The organism is Pseudomonas sp. Irchel s3b5, assembly GCF_900187435.1.
Classification (GTDB): Bacteria; Pseudomonadota; Gammaproteobacteria; order Pseudomonadales; family Pseudomonadaceae; genus Aquipseudomonas.
This window is the reverse complement of the sequence record NZ_FYDY01000016.1, coordinates 80,066-94,941: the sequence shown is the minus strand read 5'-3', so window position 1 is coordinate 94,941 and position 14,876 is coordinate 80,066. Positions and strand designations below refer to the sequence as shown.

The following is a 14,876-nucleotide window of genomic DNA, read 5'->3' as shown; positions in this document are numbered from 1 at the left end:
GCGAAAAAAGGCAATGAATCACAATGTGGTGAAATCAATGGCCTGATACAAATCTGCGCCGATACCGGCAAAGCTCAACATGGCCGGCAATTGCGCGGCAAAACCCTGGAAACTATGGTCGCCACCGGCCTGGATGCGCAAGGCGCAGGCCCGGTAATACTGCTGGGCGAGGCGATAGTCCAGCGTTTCGTCAGCGGTCTGCAACCATACCTGATAGCGCTGCGAGTCCTGGGGGGCCGGCACTTCCAGCTCGGCCAGGGCCGTCACGTGGTCGTGGGTCAGTTCCCAGGCTTCATCGGTATACAGGTTTTTCTGCGTCCCCAGATACCCGTCGAACAGTTTGTGCGGGCTGACGGCTGGGTTGATCAACAATGCCTTCAGGCCAAGGCGTTCGGCCAAGTGAGTCGCATAGTAGCCGCCGAGCGAGCTGCCGACCAGCAGCGGCCGACCCAGCTCGGCAATCGCTTGTTCCAGCTGGCCAATAGCCTCGCGGGGATGGTGATGCAAGGCCGGCACACGCAGATGATCGCTCAGGCCCAGACGCTCCATCACAGAGATCAACTGGCAGGCCTTTTTCGACAATGGCGAGCTGTTGAAGCCGTGGATATAAAGGATCGAACCGGACATTTGAGCTCCCTGAGCGTCGGCTAAAGAAGCGGAGTTTACTGTAGGAGCTGTCGAGTGCAACGAGGCTGCGATCTTTTGATCTTGCATTTATAAAACGAAATCAAAAGATCGCAGCCTTCGGCAGCTCCTACGGCGGAATGGCGTTGTCAGTAGCCGTTGGAGCCGTAATCCACGGTAAATGCGAACCCGGTCACCCGTTCCACCCCGGTTTCCAGCCGCCCATCGGGTAGCAAACGCAGCCAGCGATAACCCGGCGCCTGCTCCCCGACTTTGAAATCCTCGCTCCGGGGCTCGAACTGAATGCAGGTCGACGGCGAGGCGATCAAGCGCACGCCGTTGCGCAACTGATCGATTTCCTGATGCACATGCCCCCACAACACGGCACGCACCTGCTCAAAACGGTCCAGCACGGCAAACAACGCGTCGGGATTGCGCAAGCCTATCGGCTCCATCCAGGCGCAGCCGATGGACACCGGATGATGATGGAAACACACCAGATGATGACGCTCGGGCGCTTCGCTCAACGAACGGGCCAGCAACTGCAACTGTTCATCCTGCAAATACCCCGGCACCGAACCCGGCACCGCCGAATCGAGCAATGTAATGCGCCAGTTGCCGATATCCACCACCGGTTCGAGCAAAGCGCTCTGCACCGCCGCTTCGGCCATGATCAGCGGCTCATCGTGATTGCCGGGGATCCAGCGCGCCGGGGTATCGAGCTGGCGCGTCATGTCGCGAAACTGCTGGTAAGACTCCAGCGTACCGTCCTGGGACAGATCACCGCTGGCGATGATCAAATCGACTCGCGGCTGTTGCGTGCGCACCAGCTCAATGACCTTTTGCAGGCTGTCGCGGGTGTTCATGCCCAACAACGTCCCGTCCGCTTCGGCGAACAGATGACTGTCGGAGAGTTGCACCAGCAGCGCCGGATCGGCGGTGGTCAAGGTAGATACGCTCGGCAAGGTAATCTCCCAGGACGTGATCACGGGAATGGATAGGTGGCGCAATTATGCTGGGGGACGATCGAAAGAGGAAATCTGTGAACCTGACGCAGTTCACAACTGCTGATCAGAGTTACCGTACCACTTCGTACTCATGCCCCAGCGCCAGGCAATGGCTCAGCCATTCGCCCAGAAACATATTCAGCTGGGCCTTTTCGTCCGGCTGATGCATCGAGGCGTTCGGGTAAGGATAGATGCCGCGAAAGCGTCGTGCATGTTCGGCGCTGACCACTTCGGCCATGCAGGCATCATGATAGACCTGCACTTCCAGTTGCGGCACCGGCAGCCACGGCAGACTGTGCTCCTGCCGCACTTGCAAGGTGGTGGTGTAGGGACAGACCTGCAGCACTTCCAGCGCCAGGACGCCAAGCATCTGGTCGCCATGGGTCACGGCGATGCGCCTGGCGGCCGGCTCGCTGCGCATGTCCGGCAGCAGTCGCATCAGGCGTGCATAGTTGGCCTCGCAGGACGCTTGCAGCCCTGCCAGGTCTACCCGATAGCGATCGCGCAGCTTGTTTACGACCATAACCCCCTCACTTCAACGCGGTTCAAAGCCAGCCATTGCAAGGCAATGATGGTGGCCGCGTTGGCAATACGTCCGTCGCGTACGGCTTGCAGAGCATCTTCGAAGGCCCAGACCGTGACGCGGATATCTTCTGCCTCTTCCTCCAGCCCATGCAGGCCGCCAACGCCGGTGGTGTCGCAACGCCCCAGGTATAGATGCACGAATTCGTTGCTGCCGCCCGGCGATGGAAAGTATTTGGTCATCGGCCAGAGCGCCCCGATTTCAAGCCCAGCTTCCTCCTGCGCTTCGCGGTGAGCAACTTCTTCCGGTTGTTCATCCTTGTCGATCAGACCAGCGACCAATTCGATCAGCCAAGGGTTTTCGGTCTTGCCCAGGGCGCCGACGCGGAACTGCTCGATCAACACCACTTCGTCACGCTGTGGATCGTACGGCAGCATGCACACCGCATCGTGGCGTACGAACAATTCACGATTGATTTCCCGACTCATGCCCCCGGCGAACAATTCGTGGCGCAAGTGCACGCGGTCGAGTTTGTAGAAGCCCTCGAAGCACTTTTCGCGCCGAACGATCTCTACGGCGGTCGGAATGGCGGTGGTGAAATCGGTCATGACTATCCTCTTGCTGCAATCCTATACGAGGTTCCTTTTTTTCCTGGAGCCTCGACTTCGCGCCATCCTAACGCGCCCGTGACGTTTGATGCAGCCCCTTTACCGTCATCGGGATGGACGGTGAGGGAGAAACCCACTCTAATTAGCTTAGTGGCGAACTGACTGCTTCGTTTAGAGTCGAAGCGGTAACTTTTTGTCTTCCCTTGTTTCAGAAAGGACGTCCATGTCGCTTTTCAAAACTGCCTCCGTGGCCGCCATCGCCCTGACCCTGGGCGCCTGCCAGAGCCTGTTCCAACCCAACTACCGGGCGCCGCTGGAAACTACCCGCGACGCGTCGGAACAACTGCAACCGGGTTGCGCCAACGCGGATTGCCCGCTGGTCAACATCGACACCCTGCACTTTCCGGACGAGCCTGCGCTGGACGGCATCGTCGAAAAGCGCCTGTTGCAGATGACCCGCACCTCGCCCGACGCGCCGGTAGCACCGACGCTGGCGGCCTATCGCGAACAGTTTTTGCGCACCGCCGGTCCGCGCAACAGCATCTACCTGCAAGCGAAAGTACGTGAGCAGCATGACGGCTTGGTGATCATCGAATTGTCCAGCTACCTGGACACAGGCGGTGCCCATGGCACGCCGGGTCGCGGCTTCATCAACTATTCACGCCAGCAGCAGAAAGTGCTGACGCTGTCGGACATGCTGGTTCCGGGTCAGGAAGACGCGTTCTGGAAAGCGGCGCAGGTCGCGCACAACAGCTGGTTGATCAGCACCAAGCTCGATCAGGAACCGGAGTTCGTGAAGAGCTGGCCGTTCCAGAAAACCCAGAACGTGGCGCTGACCTATGGCGGGGTGATCCTCAAGTACGAAACCAGCAGCATCGCGCCTTACGCGCTGGGCCATGTCGAACTGAAGATCCCCTACCCTCGCCTCAACGGCATCATCAAGCCCGAGCTGTTTCCCGGCCGTAACTGAAGGCCCGGCCCAGCACGAGTTGCAGCAACCCTGCCAGGACCAACGCCGGCAGGGTTGCGCCGACGTCCGGATACAGGTTGGCCAGCAGATGATAGGTGCTGACCCCGCCCAGCCAGGCGAGCAGCGCCGGCCAGCGCAACGCGGCTGACGCCACCTGGCCACTGCGTTTGCGCAGGATGAAGTGATCCACCAGCACCACGCCGAACAACGGCGCAAACACCGAACCGATCAACAGCAGGAAGTTCTGGTACTGGGCCAATGGCGCCAGCAAGGCGATCAAGGTGCAGATCACACCGATGACCAACGCCAGGTGCTCGACTTTCAAGCGCAACAGAATCCCGCTCGACACCGCCGCCGAATGAATATCGGCAAAGGCGTTTTCCGACTCATCCAGCAGAATCAGCAGCAACGGAATCCCCAGGCCGGCACCCGCCAGCGCCAACAGCAACGCATTGACTTCACCACTCGGCGCAAACGCCAGGGTGTAGGCCACGCCCAGGCTCATCAGCCAGAAATTCCCGATAAAGAAGCCGATGGCCGTGCCGCCGAAGACGTTTTTCGCCCGTTTGCCGAAACGCGAGTAGTCGGCAATCAATGGCAACCACGACAGCGGCATGGCAATCGCGATGTCGAAGCCCACGGCGAACGGCATCGAACCATCACCGGCCTGAGCCCACAACGTGGCCAGATCGGCCTTGGCGAACAGGTTCCAGGTCAGCCAGACACACGCGGCCAGCAGCAGCCAGATGCCCCATTTACGCAGGATCTGGCGCACGAACGTCAACGGACCGCTCACCGCCAACAGAGTCGCCAGCGCACCGAAGAACAGCGTCCACATGATCGGATTAGACAGCAAGCTACCGTCGCTGAACGCCTTTGCACCCAGCAGGCTGGCCGCATCGCGCATGACGATGATTTCGAACGAGCCCCAACCGATCAGTTGCAGCAGGTTCAGCACCGCCGGCAGGCTCGCACCTTTGGTCCCGAGGCTGAGTTTGAGCGCCGCCATCGACGACAGGCCTGTGTCGCTGCCGATCACGCCAACCGCGGCCAACAGCAGAACGCCAACCAGCGTGCCGAGGAAAATTGCCAGCAACGAGCCGGACAGGCCAAGGCCCGGCGCGAGCAATGCGCCGGTCTGCAGGACCATCAGGCCGATGCCGAGGGAGAACCACAGGGAAAACAGATCGCGCCCGCCGAAGACGCGTTTGTCGCTCGGCACCGCGATATCGGGGGAGTAAGTGCTGGGTTGAATGCTCAAGGGTGTTATCTCAGAGGGACATTTGTTGTTGTGGTCTGCACAGTCCTGTAGGAGCTGGCTTGCCAGGATCAAAGGCGACGCGGTGCATCAGAGGCGCCGCAATCGCCAGCAAGCCGGCTCCTACAGTTGGCATCAAACTTTCTGGTAAAGCTGACTGCCTTCCTGCTTGAAGCGCTCGGCCTGTTCGGCCATGCCTTGGGCGACCTCCACGTCGACCGCTTCGATCCGCTGGTTGGCCGCGTATTCGCGGACTTCCTGGGTGATTTTCATCGAGCAGAATTTCGGCCCGCACATGGAACAGAAGTGCGCGACCTTGGCCGAATCCTTCGGCAGCGTCTCATCGTGATACGAGCGGGCGGTGTCCGGATCGAGGCCCAGGTTGAACTGGTCTTCCCAACGGAATTCGAAACGCGCCTTGCTCAAGGCATTGTCGCGGATTTGCGCGCCCGGATGCCCCTTCGCCAGATCGGCGGCGTGGGCGGCAATCTTGTAGGTGATGATGCCGGTCTTCACGTCATCCTTGTTCGGCAGGCCCAAGTGTTCCTTCGGCGTGACGTAGCAAAGCATGGCGCAACCGAACCAGCCGATCATCGCCGCACCAATGCCGGAGGTGATGTGGTCGTAGCCCGGCGCGATGTCGGTGGTCAGCGGGCCGAGGGTGTAGAACGGCGCCTCGTCACAGCATTCCAGCTGCTTGTCCATGTTCTCTTTGATCAACTGCATCGGCACGTGGCCAGGGCCTTCGATCATGCACTGCACGTCATGCTTCCACGCAATCTTGGTCAGCTCGCCGAGGGTTTCCAGCTCGCCGAACTGCGCTTCGTCGTTGGCGTCGGCAATCGAGCCCGGACGCAGGCCATCGCCCAGCGAGAAGCTGACGTCGTAGGCCTTCATGATTTCGCAGATGTCTTCGAAATGGGTATAGAGGAAGTTCTCTTTGTGGTGCGCCAGGCACCACTTGGCCATGATCGAACCGCCACGGGAGACGATGCCGGTCACACGCTTGGCGGTCATCGGCACGTAGCGCAACAGCACGCCGGCGTGGATGGTGAAGTAGTCGACGCCCTGCTCGGCCTGCTCGATCAGCGTGTCGCGGAACAGTTCCCAGGTCAGGTCTTCGGCCGCACCGCCGACTTTTTCCAGGGCCTGGTAGATCGGCACGGTACCGATCGGCACCGGCGAGTTACGGATGATCCACTCGCGGGTTTCGTGGATGTGTTTGCCGGTGGACAGGTCCATGACCGTGTCCGAACCCCAGCGAATGCCCCAGGTCAGTTTCGCCACTTCTTCTTCAATGGACGAACCCAGAGCGCTGTTGCCGATGTTGCCGTTGATCTTCACCAGGAAGTTACGGCCGATGATCATCGGTTCCAGTTCGGTGTGGTTGATGTTGGCCGGAATGATCGCGCGGCCACGGGCGATTTCGTCACGGACAAATTCAGGGGTAATGATTTTCGGCACGCTGGCACCGAAGCTGTGGCCGGCGTGTTGCTGGTCCAGCAGGCCGGCAGCGCGGGCCACTTCCAGCTTCATGTTTTCGCGGATGGCGACGTATTCCATCTCGGCGGTGATGATGCCCTGGCGCGCGTAGTGCATCTGGCTGACGTTGGCACCCGGCTTGGCGCGGCGCGGGTTGTTGACGTGGGCGAAGCGCAGCTTGGTCAGCTCGGCATCAGCGAGGCGTTCCTGGCCGAAGTTCGAGCTCAGACCGCTCAGGCGCTCGGTGTCGCCGCGGGACTCGATCCATGGCGAACGCACGTCGGCCAGGCCTTTGCGCACATCAATGATGACATTGGGATCGGTGTACGGGCCCGAGGTGTCGTACACCACGACCGGTGCATTGACCTCGCCGCCGAAGTCGGTCGGCGTCACATCAAGGCTGATTTCGCGCATCGGCACGAGGATGTCCGGGCGAGTGCCCTGAACATAGATTTTTTGCGAGCGGGTAAACGGCTGCACCGATTGCTGATCGACCTTGGCCGAGTCACTCAGGTTGGTGGCGATTTTTGCTTTTGTAGTCATCACGGGCTCTCCAGACACACATCCAGGCAGTGGATTTTTGTCGGAGCGAACCTGTAAACGAATGGACGCACGGGCGCTGGAGATACCAGCTGTGCTGTGCTCAGTGCTCGAGGGGTGTTCGATTGTCGAACAACATCCCGGACGAAGCACAAGAGGACTCGCCGGGTGACGAGAAATCTTGTTCCCTACGCAGGCGCTAACCTGATCAGGTTCAACGGGATCCGAAATTATTCGATCTCAGCCTCATAGCAAGGCACCCCGACAAGAACCCGGCCAGTCTAGACACAACCGGCAAAGAACGCCAACCCCGTTGCAAATACCATGATGAATGGCGCAATAACACGCCGAACCAGGATTGTTGCCGCCCTCATGCGCAACTACACTCGCTACGCCAAGCTGCGCATTGACGCGGTGCGAACCGCGCCTTAGCCTTGGCGTTCAAATTACCCGTGTAATATTTAATCTAGGGATCGTCTATGCTGCGCAAACTCTCACTGGCCCTTGCCGTGTCTTGTGCGTCCAACGGAATGGTCTGGGCAGCAGAAGCGCCCTTATCGACCAAGACGGACCTGGTCAGCGTTTATCAGGAAGCGGTGGACAACAACGCCGACCTCGCCGCTGCCATCGCTCAATATGGCGCGCAAAAGGAAATCGTCCCGCAGGCCCGCGCCGGGCTGCTGCCCAACCTTTCGGGCGGCGCCAATGTTTCCAGTGTGCGAACGGCGCTCGATCAGCCTTCGTCCACGGCCAACCGCAACGCTCATTCCTACCAGGCCACCCTGGCGCAGCCACTGTTCCGCGCTGATCGCTGGTTCCAGTTCCAGGCCGCCAAGGATGTAAATGAACAGGCTGCCCTGCAACTCTCGGCGACCCAGCAAAACCTGATCCTGCAATCCGCCGACAGCTATTTCAACGTGCTGCGCAGCCAGGATAACCTGGCCTCGAACAAGGCCGAAGAAGCCGCGTTCAAACGCCAGCTCGATCAGTCCAAGGAACGCTTTGACGTCGGCCTGTCGGACAAGACCGACGTGCTGAACTCGCAAGCCAGCTACGACACCGCACGCGCCAACCGGATCGTCGCGCAGCGTCAGGTGGATGATGCTTTCGAAGCCCTGGTCACCCTGACCAACCGTCAGTACAAATCGATTCAGGGTATCAGCCATAACCTGCCGATCCTGCCACCGGCGCCAAATGACGCCAAAGCCTGGGTCGAAACCGCAGCTCGCCAGAACCTGAACCTGCTGGCCAGCAACTACGCCGTCAGTGCCGCCGAACAAACCATCAAGCAACGCAAGTCCGGCCACGCGCCTACCCTCGACGCCATCGCGCAGTACGAGAAAGGCGACAACGATGCGCTGGGCTTCAGCAACCCGGTCCCCTTGGGCCAACCCTACGGCGGCAACGTCGAGCAAACGACCGTGGGCCTGCAACTGAACATCCCGATCTACAGCGGTGGACTGGTCAACTCCCAGGTCCGTCAGTCGTATGCGCAACTGGACCAGACCGAACAACAACGCGAATCCCTGCGCCGTAGCATCGTGGAAAACACCCGCGACCTGCACCGCGCGGTGAATACCGACGTCGAGCAGGTACAGGCGCGCAAGCAATCGATCATTTCCAACCAGAGCGCGGTGGAAGCGACCGAAATCGGTTATCAGGTGGGTACACGAAACATCGTCGACGTGCTGGATGCACAGCGTCAGCTCTACACGTCGGTACGCGACTACAACAACACCCGCTACGACTACATCCTCGACAACCTGCGCCTCAAGCAACAGGCCGGCACGTTGAACCCAGGGGATCTGCAAGACCTGGCACGCTGGCTCAATCCCAACTACAACCCGGACAAGGATTTCCTGCCACCGGATCTGGCCAAGGCGGCAGAAGAGCAGTTGAAAGCGCGACCTGGCCAGTAAAAGTCATTCCTGTGGCGAGGGGGCTTGCCCCCGTTGGGTCGCGAAGCGGCCCCAAAATCTGCAATAGCATTTTTCTGCGGCACCGCAGCCGCAGGAATTACGACTGCTTCGCAGCCGAACGGGGGCAAGCCCCCTCGCCACAAAGGATCACCATCAGGCTCAAGATCTGTCGATCAACCGCCCCAACCCATCCAGCAAACGCTGCAACGCGCCCTGGTTGGTGCGCATCACTTTCAATCCCGCCTCAGCCATCCGCTGTGCATCCCGCGGCAACTCAAACAGACGCTGTACCGCCAGTGCCAGGCCTTCTGCATCCTCCACTTCCTGCAACGCCCCGGCGCTGCGCAATTGCGCGGCGATTTCCAGGAAGTTGAACAGATGCGGCCCGCTCAACACCGGTTTGGCCAATGCCGCCGGCTCCAGCAGGTTATGCCCGCCGTTGGGCACCAGGCTGCCGCCGACGAACGCACTGTCGGCCAGCGCATAGAGAAACAGCAACTCGCCCATGGTGTCGCCCAACAACACCGACGTGCCTGCGTCGACCGCGTCCCCCGCGGAACGACGGACCGTGGCGAACCCTTGCTGCTGACACAACGCGTACACCGAATTGAAGCGTTCCGGATGACGCGGCACCAGAATCAGCAAGGCATCGGGATGATTGGCCAACAACTGGCGATGGGCCGCCAGCACCACTTCATCTTCACCTTCGTGCGTACTGGCGGCGATCCACACCGGACGCTCCAGGGCTTGCCATTGCCCACGCAACTCGCCGGCACGCTGAAGCAGTTGCGGATCGATGGTCAGGTCGAACTTGATCGAGCCCGTGACGTCGACGGTTTCGGGCCGGGCACCCAGGTCACGGAAGCGTTGTGCTTCGGCTTCGGTCTGCACCGCGAACAGGCTCATTTCGGCGAGCATCGGCTGGGTCAATTTGTGGAAACGACCGTAGCCCTTGGCGGATCGCTCGGACAGCCGCGCATTGGCCAGCGCCACCGGAATCCCGCGCTTGGCACATTGATGGATATGGTTGGGCCACAGTTCGGTTTCCATGATCACCGCCAATTTTGGCTGGACCCGATCAAGGAAACGCCGGGCAGCGCACGGCAAGTCGTAGGGCAAATAGCAGTGCTGGATGCGCGGCTCATTGGCGAACAACGCCTGGATGCGTTCCGACCCGGTCGGGGTCATGCAAGTCACGGTGATCGGCAACGCTGGATAGCGCTCCAACAACGCGCGGATCATCGGCGCCGCGGCGATGCTTTCGCCCACCGACACCGCGTGCACCCAAATGCCGCCCGACTGCATCGCCGGCAGGCCATACGAGAAACGCTCGCCGATGCGCTTTGCATATGCCGGCGCCTTGCGCGCCCGCAGCCACAGCCGAATCGCTACCAATGGCAGCCCCAGATAAAACAGCGCGGTGTAGAGAGTTCTATTCATGGCGCCGGAGTTTATCGGCTTTTCTCGCCGATCGCCTGCAAGTGCACGGCAAAACGTTCGGCGAGCCAGCGAGCGGCCGGCCCCAGCGGTTCGTCCCGGCGCCAGACCAGCTCAACGACCAAGGCTGGCGGCGTCCATTCGCTGGCCAGTTCGACCATCTGGTTCTGATAGGTCGGGTACTGCACCACGTGGCGCGGCAGCCAGGCCCAGCCGAGGCCGCGCACCAACCATTCAGCCATCACATAAAAACTGTCGGCACGCCAGACTTGCGGGCTGGCCGGTTCACTGCCCGGATAAACGCTGGACTGGGTCGACATCAACAACTGTCGGTGCTGCGCCAACTGCTGGCAGTCGATTCGCCCTTGCTTCGCCAGCGGATGATCAACACCGCACACGGTGACCATCTCCACGCTGCCGAGCACGCGACGTTCCAGGGCTTCGGGAATCTGGTCGTGGTAGAACAACAAACCGAGATCGGCGCGACGCTCCACCAGTTTGCGCGCGACATCGCCTTGAGCGGCGCTGGTCAATTGCACTTCAAGGCTGGGAAACTTTTCCGCCAGAGCCTCGAAGCTTTCAATGATCGGCTGATAAGGCATCGCCTCATCCTGGGCCAGGCGCAGGCGCGCTTCCTGACCGCGCATCATCGCCAGTGCCCGGCCATTGAGGCGTTCGCACTGGCGCAGCACTTCCCGTGCTTCCTCCAATAATCCAGCGCCGGCTTCGGTGAGCTTCGGCTGACGGCCACTGCTACGATCAAACAGGCTGACGCCGAGGTCTTCCTCCAGCAACGCAATCGCGCTGCTGACTGCCGACTGCGCCTTGCGCTGATCCCGCGCCACGGCGGAAAACGAACGTTGTTCCGCGACGCTGACGAACAACCGCAGCTGTTCCAGATTCCATTGCATGTTCATGGACTGACCCATCTCTATAGCAGATAGGTAATGACTTTACCGCATCTGGAGAATCACTAGAATGCCGAGCTCAGAAAGCAACACTTCACACGAGGATTGACCCATGACCGCTTACTACTACCTGGCCATAGCCATCTGCGCCGAAGTGATTGCCACTGTTTCGATGAAAGCCGTCAAAGGCTTCAGCACGCCATTGCCACTGCTGCTGGTGATCGTCGGCTACGGCATTGCGTTCTGGATGCTCACGCTGGTGGTGCGCAGCGTGCCGGTGGGCGTGGCATACGCGGTGTGGGCCGGCATGGGCATCGTGATGGTCAGCGTCGCGGCGCTGTTTATCTACGGGCAGAAACTGGATGTGCCGGCGATGCTGGGGATGGCGTTGATTGTGCTGGGCGTCGTCGTCATTCAACTCTTCTCCAAAACTGCCGGACACTGACACGCTGTAGGAGCCGGCTTGCTGGCGATAGCGGTGCATCCGGCACACCGCGTTGGCCGGATCGCCAGCAAGCCGGCTCCTACAGGCTCACCTGCATCCTGAAGATGCCTTGTATACTGCGCCCTCGTCTTGAACACTGAGGTCGCCGAATGCCATCCGTTATTTCCACCGACGTTCTGATTGTCGGCGCTGGTGTCGCCGGCCTCTGGCTTAATGCACGCCTGCGCCGCGAAGGCTTTTCGACCGTGCTGGTGGAGAACTCCAGCCTCGGCGGCGGGCAGAGCGTGAAGTCCCAAGGCATCATCCACGGTGGCGCCAAGTACGCCTTGCATGGCGCGCTGACCGGCGCTTCGGAAGCCATTGCCGACATGCCGCGTCGCTGGCGCGAAGCCCTGGCCGGTGACGGTGAACTGGACCTGTCCGGCGTGCGCCTGTTGTCCGAAGCCCACTACCTCTGGTCCCCCGGCACCCTCGCCGGCAACCTCACCAGTTTCTTTGCCAGCAAAGCCGTGCGCGGTCGCGTCGATCAGGTCAAGGGCGACCAATTGCCGCCCGCCCTGCAAGACAAGCGCTTCAAGGGCAAGGTCTATCGCTTGGCGGAACTGGTGATCGACGTGCCGAGCCTGATCCAGCGCCTGGCCGATCTGGCCGGTGACGGCCTGCTCGCCGGGCAGACGATCGAACCGCTGCTGGATGGCGGCGTGCTGGTCGGCCTGAAAGTGGATGACCGCGAAATCCGCGCCCAGCGCATCGTCCTGAGCGCCGGCGCTGGTACGGCGGCACTGCTTGAAGCGCTGGGGTTGAGCCGGCCGGCCATGCAGCGTCGGCCGTTGCACATGATCATCGCCAAAGGCCCGAGCCTCAAACCGCTGTATGCCCACTGCCTGGGTGGCGGCACCAAACCACGCATCACCGTGACCACGCACCCGGCAGCGGATGGCCAATGGGTCTGGTACCTCGGAGGCGACATCGCCGAAGCCGAGGGTGTGGCCCGAGAGCCTGCCGAACAAATCGCCACGGCACAGAAAGAAATCGGCCAGTTGCTGCCATGGATCGACTTGAGCACGGTGCAATGGGCGACTTTGCGCGTGGATCGCGCCGAACCGCTGCAATCGGGCCTTGTCCGACCCGACAACGCATTCGTCGCCGAAGAGGGGCGTTTGCTGGTCGGCTGGCCAACCAAGCTGGCCCTGGCGCCAGACTTCGCTGACCGCGTGATGACCAGTCTGACCCGCGATGGCATCCAGCCAAGCCACCCGGAACCGCTGCCTGAGCTGCCAAAGCCGCCGATGGGCGTCCCGGCGTGGGAGCAACTGCTGCCATGAGCCAACCGACATTGCACGACCTGCATCGCCCGCTGGGCAGCACCGGCCTGCGGGTGTCGCCGCTGGGCTTGGGCACGGTGAAACTGGGTCGGGATCAAGGGGTGAAGTACCCCAATGGCTTCCAGATCCCCGACGACGATGAAGCACGTATGCTGCTCAAACTCGCACGCGACCTGGGCATCAACCTGATCGACACCGCCCCGGCCTATGGTCGCAGTGAAGAACGCCTGGGCCCATTGCTGCGCGGCCAGCGTCAGGATTGGGTAATTGTCAGCAAGGTCGGTGAAGAATTTGCCGACGGTCAGTCCCGCCACGATTTCAGCGCCGCTCACACACGCCTGTCGGTGGAACGCAGCCTGCAACGCCTGGAAACGGATTTCATCGATCTGGTGCTGGTGCATTCCGACGGCAACGACCTGGCAATTCTCAATGATTGCGAGGCCTACCAGACCCTCGCCGAACTCAAGGCCGAAGGCAAAATTCGTGGTTTTGGTTTTTCCGGCAAAACCGTCGAAGGTGGCTTGAAAGCTCTGGAACAAGGTGACTGCGCGATGGTCACCTACAATCTGAACGAACAAAACGAGAAGGCCGTGATTGACTATGCTGCTGCACACGGCAAAGCCATTCTGGTCAAGAAAGCCTTGGCCAGCGGTCATGTCTGCCTGAGTCCGGGTGTGGATCCGGTGCGCGCCAGTTTCGAGCTGTTGTTTGATCATCCGGGTGTGGCCAGTGCTATTGTCGGGACCATCAATCCGCTGCACCTCGCCCACAACGTCGCGACCGTTGCCCAGGTCCTACGTAGCAACTGATGCCGCCCCACGCGGCCTTAAGCAGGAGCCGACATGCCGCGCACGCTCATAAGAAAGAACCCGAGCAACTTCAAGACCCTGCCGTTATTCGTCGAAGCGACCCCCGAAGGCCTGACTTACCAAAGCGTCGGGAGGCCGCTGAACTTCTCCCAGACCCTGCAACGGCGCCGCCCCGTGACGGTTGGCGACAGCGAAAAGTTTGCCCTGGAACTGGCCAACCTCGGGGTTTCGGTGCGTCTGACGCTGCATTGGCAGAATCGCGACTATTGGGTGCTGGTTCGCCAGCGTCGGCAGGACCGCGGCGACGTGGTCCTCAAGTTGATCTCCGGCTATGTACCGGCCCATGAGCTGAACCTGCCGTTGCACACGGCGATTCAGGAAGTTGCCGAGGAATGCCTGCTGGAAACCCCTGAAGGCTGGCTCGGTGGTCGTTTCAATGAAACGTGGTTGCCGGCGCCCTATTCCGCCGCCCTGCATTACCGCGAAGCCTTGCCGTTTCGCCTGACGCCGCTGTCCGGTTCCGCGCGGCCGGTGCGTTGCGCCAATCTGATGTTGATCGAACGACCGCGGGCCTACGTGCATTTGCCGACAGCATCGTTGCAACTGATTTACGACTTGCGCCTGGATGTCCCCAAGGAAGCCAAATCCTTGAGCCTGTTTCACGTCGACGAAAGGCTGGAAGGCGATCAACTCGTCGCCCGCCTCGATCGCAAACGCCCTGACCTGTACCTGATGCCCTTGAAGGACGGTCACCCCACGGCCGAGCTCTTCACCCTGAAAAAAGATCAGCTGTACCCGGCCAGCACGCGCGGACTTTACCTGGCCGAAAGTTTTGCCCGGCAGGAAGGCTGGCTGGTTCACGATGAGCGAATTCGCTGGAAGGATTGGGTGAGTCAGCAAGGTCTGACCCCGCCGAGGAAGGATTCTGGTCTGGCGCGGTTACGCGGCAAGGCCAAATTGCTGCTGAAAAAAATCGTTCCGCGTAAAAAAGTCAGTTCCTGAAAGCAAACTGCTGCAGCTC

The 14,876-nt window shown here is 60.8% G+C and carries 14 protein-coding genes and 1 riboswitch; of the genes, 6 read left to right on the top strand and 8 right to left on the bottom strand.

Annotated elements, in window-relative coordinates:
* Positions 1-18 precede the first annotated feature (18 nt).
* The 4 genes from CKW15_RS17500 to CKW15_RS17485 form a co-directional block, all read right to left on the bottom strand.
* Complete coding sequence (locus tag CKW15_RS17500) at positions 19-627, bottom strand: YqiA/YcfP family alpha/beta fold hydrolase (protein WP_095152495.1); 609 nt, start codon at positions 625-627, stop codon at positions 19-21.
* Between the two features lie 146 nt (positions 628-773).
* Positions 774-1,589, bottom strand: a complete 816-nt coding sequence (gene cpdA, locus CKW15_RS17495) for a 3',5'-cyclic-AMP phosphodiesterase (RefSeq protein WP_095152494.1) — start codon at positions 1,587-1,589, stop codon at positions 774-776.
* Positions 1,590-1,701: 112 nt separating this feature from the next.
* The gene (locus CKW15_RS17490; protein ID WP_045061863.1) at positions 1,702-2,154 is read right to left on the bottom strand and encodes a DUF1249 domain-containing protein; all 453 of its coding nucleotides are present in this window, start codon (positions 2,152-2,154) and stop codon (positions 1,702-1,704) included.
* Positions 2,145-2,762 carry an NUDIX domain-containing protein gene (locus tag CKW15_RS17485; protein WP_095056394.1) on the bottom strand — a complete coding sequence of 206 codons (618 nt, stop codon included), beginning with the start codon at positions 2,760-2,762 and terminating at the stop codon, positions 2,145-2,147. Before CKW15_RS17485 ends, CKW15_RS17490 begins: the two co-directional genes overlap by 10 nt.
* Before the next feature lie 223 nt (positions 2,763-2,985).
* Here CKW15_RS17485 and CKW15_RS17480 point away from each other — a divergent pair, with 223 nt between their 5' ends.
* On the top strand, positions 2,986-3,732 hold the full coding sequence (locus CKW15_RS17480; protein WP_095056395.1) for an RsiV family protein: 747 nt from the start codon (positions 2,986-2,988) through the stop codon (positions 3,730-3,732).
* Here the strand turns inward: CKW15_RS17480 and cytX are convergent.
* Complete coding sequence (cytX, locus tag CKW15_RS17475; RefSeq protein WP_095152493.1) at positions 3,701-4,993, bottom strand: putative hydroxymethylpyrimidine transporter CytX; 1,293 nt, start codon at positions 4,991-4,993, stop codon at positions 3,701-3,703. The genes CKW15_RS17480 and cytX overlap by 32 nt on opposite strands.
* Before the next feature lie 132 nt (positions 4,994-5,125).
* Positions 5,126-7,015 carry a phosphomethylpyrimidine synthase ThiC gene (thiC, locus tag CKW15_RS17470; RefSeq protein WP_095152492.1) on the bottom strand — a complete coding sequence of 630 codons (1,890 nt, stop codon included), beginning with the start codon at positions 7,013-7,015 and terminating at the stop codon, positions 5,126-5,128.
* A gap of 165 nt (positions 7,016-7,180) precedes the next feature.
* A riboswitch (TPP riboswitch) is annotated at positions 7,181-7,286 on the bottom strand.
* 205 nt (positions 7,287-7,491) lie between these two features.
* On the opposite strand from thiC, the gene CKW15_RS17465 reads away from it, so the two are divergent.
* Positions 7,492-8,931, top strand: a complete 1,440-nt coding sequence (locus tag CKW15_RS17465) for a TolC family outer membrane protein (RefSeq protein ID WP_095056398.1) — start codon at positions 7,492-7,494, stop codon at positions 8,929-8,931.
* A 159-nt stretch (positions 8,932-9,090) separates the two neighbouring features.
* Here the strand turns inward: CKW15_RS17465 and waaA are convergent, their stop codons facing one another.
* Both waaA and CKW15_RS17455 read right to left on the bottom strand, forming a co-directional pair.
* Positions 9,091-10,371 carry a lipid IV(A) 3-deoxy-D-manno-octulosonic acid transferase gene (gene waaA, locus CKW15_RS17460; RefSeq protein ID WP_095152491.1) on the bottom strand — a complete coding sequence of 427 codons (1,281 nt, stop codon included), beginning with the start codon at positions 10,369-10,371 and terminating at the stop codon, positions 9,091-9,093.
* Between the two features lie 11 nt (positions 10,372-10,382).
* Complete coding sequence (locus CKW15_RS17455; protein WP_177408766.1) at positions 10,383-11,285, bottom strand: LysR family transcriptional regulator; 903 nt, start codon at positions 11,283-11,285, stop codon at positions 10,383-10,385.
* Between the two features lie 103 nt (positions 11,286-11,388).
* Between CKW15_RS17455 and CKW15_RS17450 the strand changes: the two genes are divergently transcribed.
* The 4 genes from CKW15_RS17450 (at position 11,389) to CKW15_RS17435 (ending at position 14,857) form a co-directional block, all read left to right on the top strand.
* On the top strand, positions 11,389-11,721 hold the full coding sequence (locus CKW15_RS17450; protein WP_008004867.1) for a multidrug efflux SMR transporter: 333 nt from the start codon (positions 11,389-11,391) through the stop codon (positions 11,719-11,721).
* A 149-nt stretch (positions 11,722-11,870) separates the two neighbouring features.
* Positions 11,871-13,046, top strand: a complete 1,176-nt coding sequence (locus CKW15_RS17445; RefSeq protein WP_095152490.1) for an FAD-binding oxidoreductase — start codon at positions 11,871-11,873, stop codon at positions 13,044-13,046.
* Entirely contained in the window at positions 13,043-13,855 is an 813-nt protein-coding gene (locus CKW15_RS17440; protein WP_095056401.1) for an aldo/keto reductase, read from the top strand. Before CKW15_RS17445 ends, CKW15_RS17440 begins: the two co-directional genes overlap by 4 nt.
* A 33-nt stretch (positions 13,856-13,888) precedes the next feature.
* On the top strand, positions 13,889-14,857 hold the full coding sequence (locus CKW15_RS17435; RefSeq protein WP_095056402.1) for a metal ABC transporter ATPase: 969 nt from the start codon (positions 13,889-13,891) through the stop codon (positions 14,855-14,857).
* Positions 14,858-14,876: the final 19 nt, after the last annotated feature.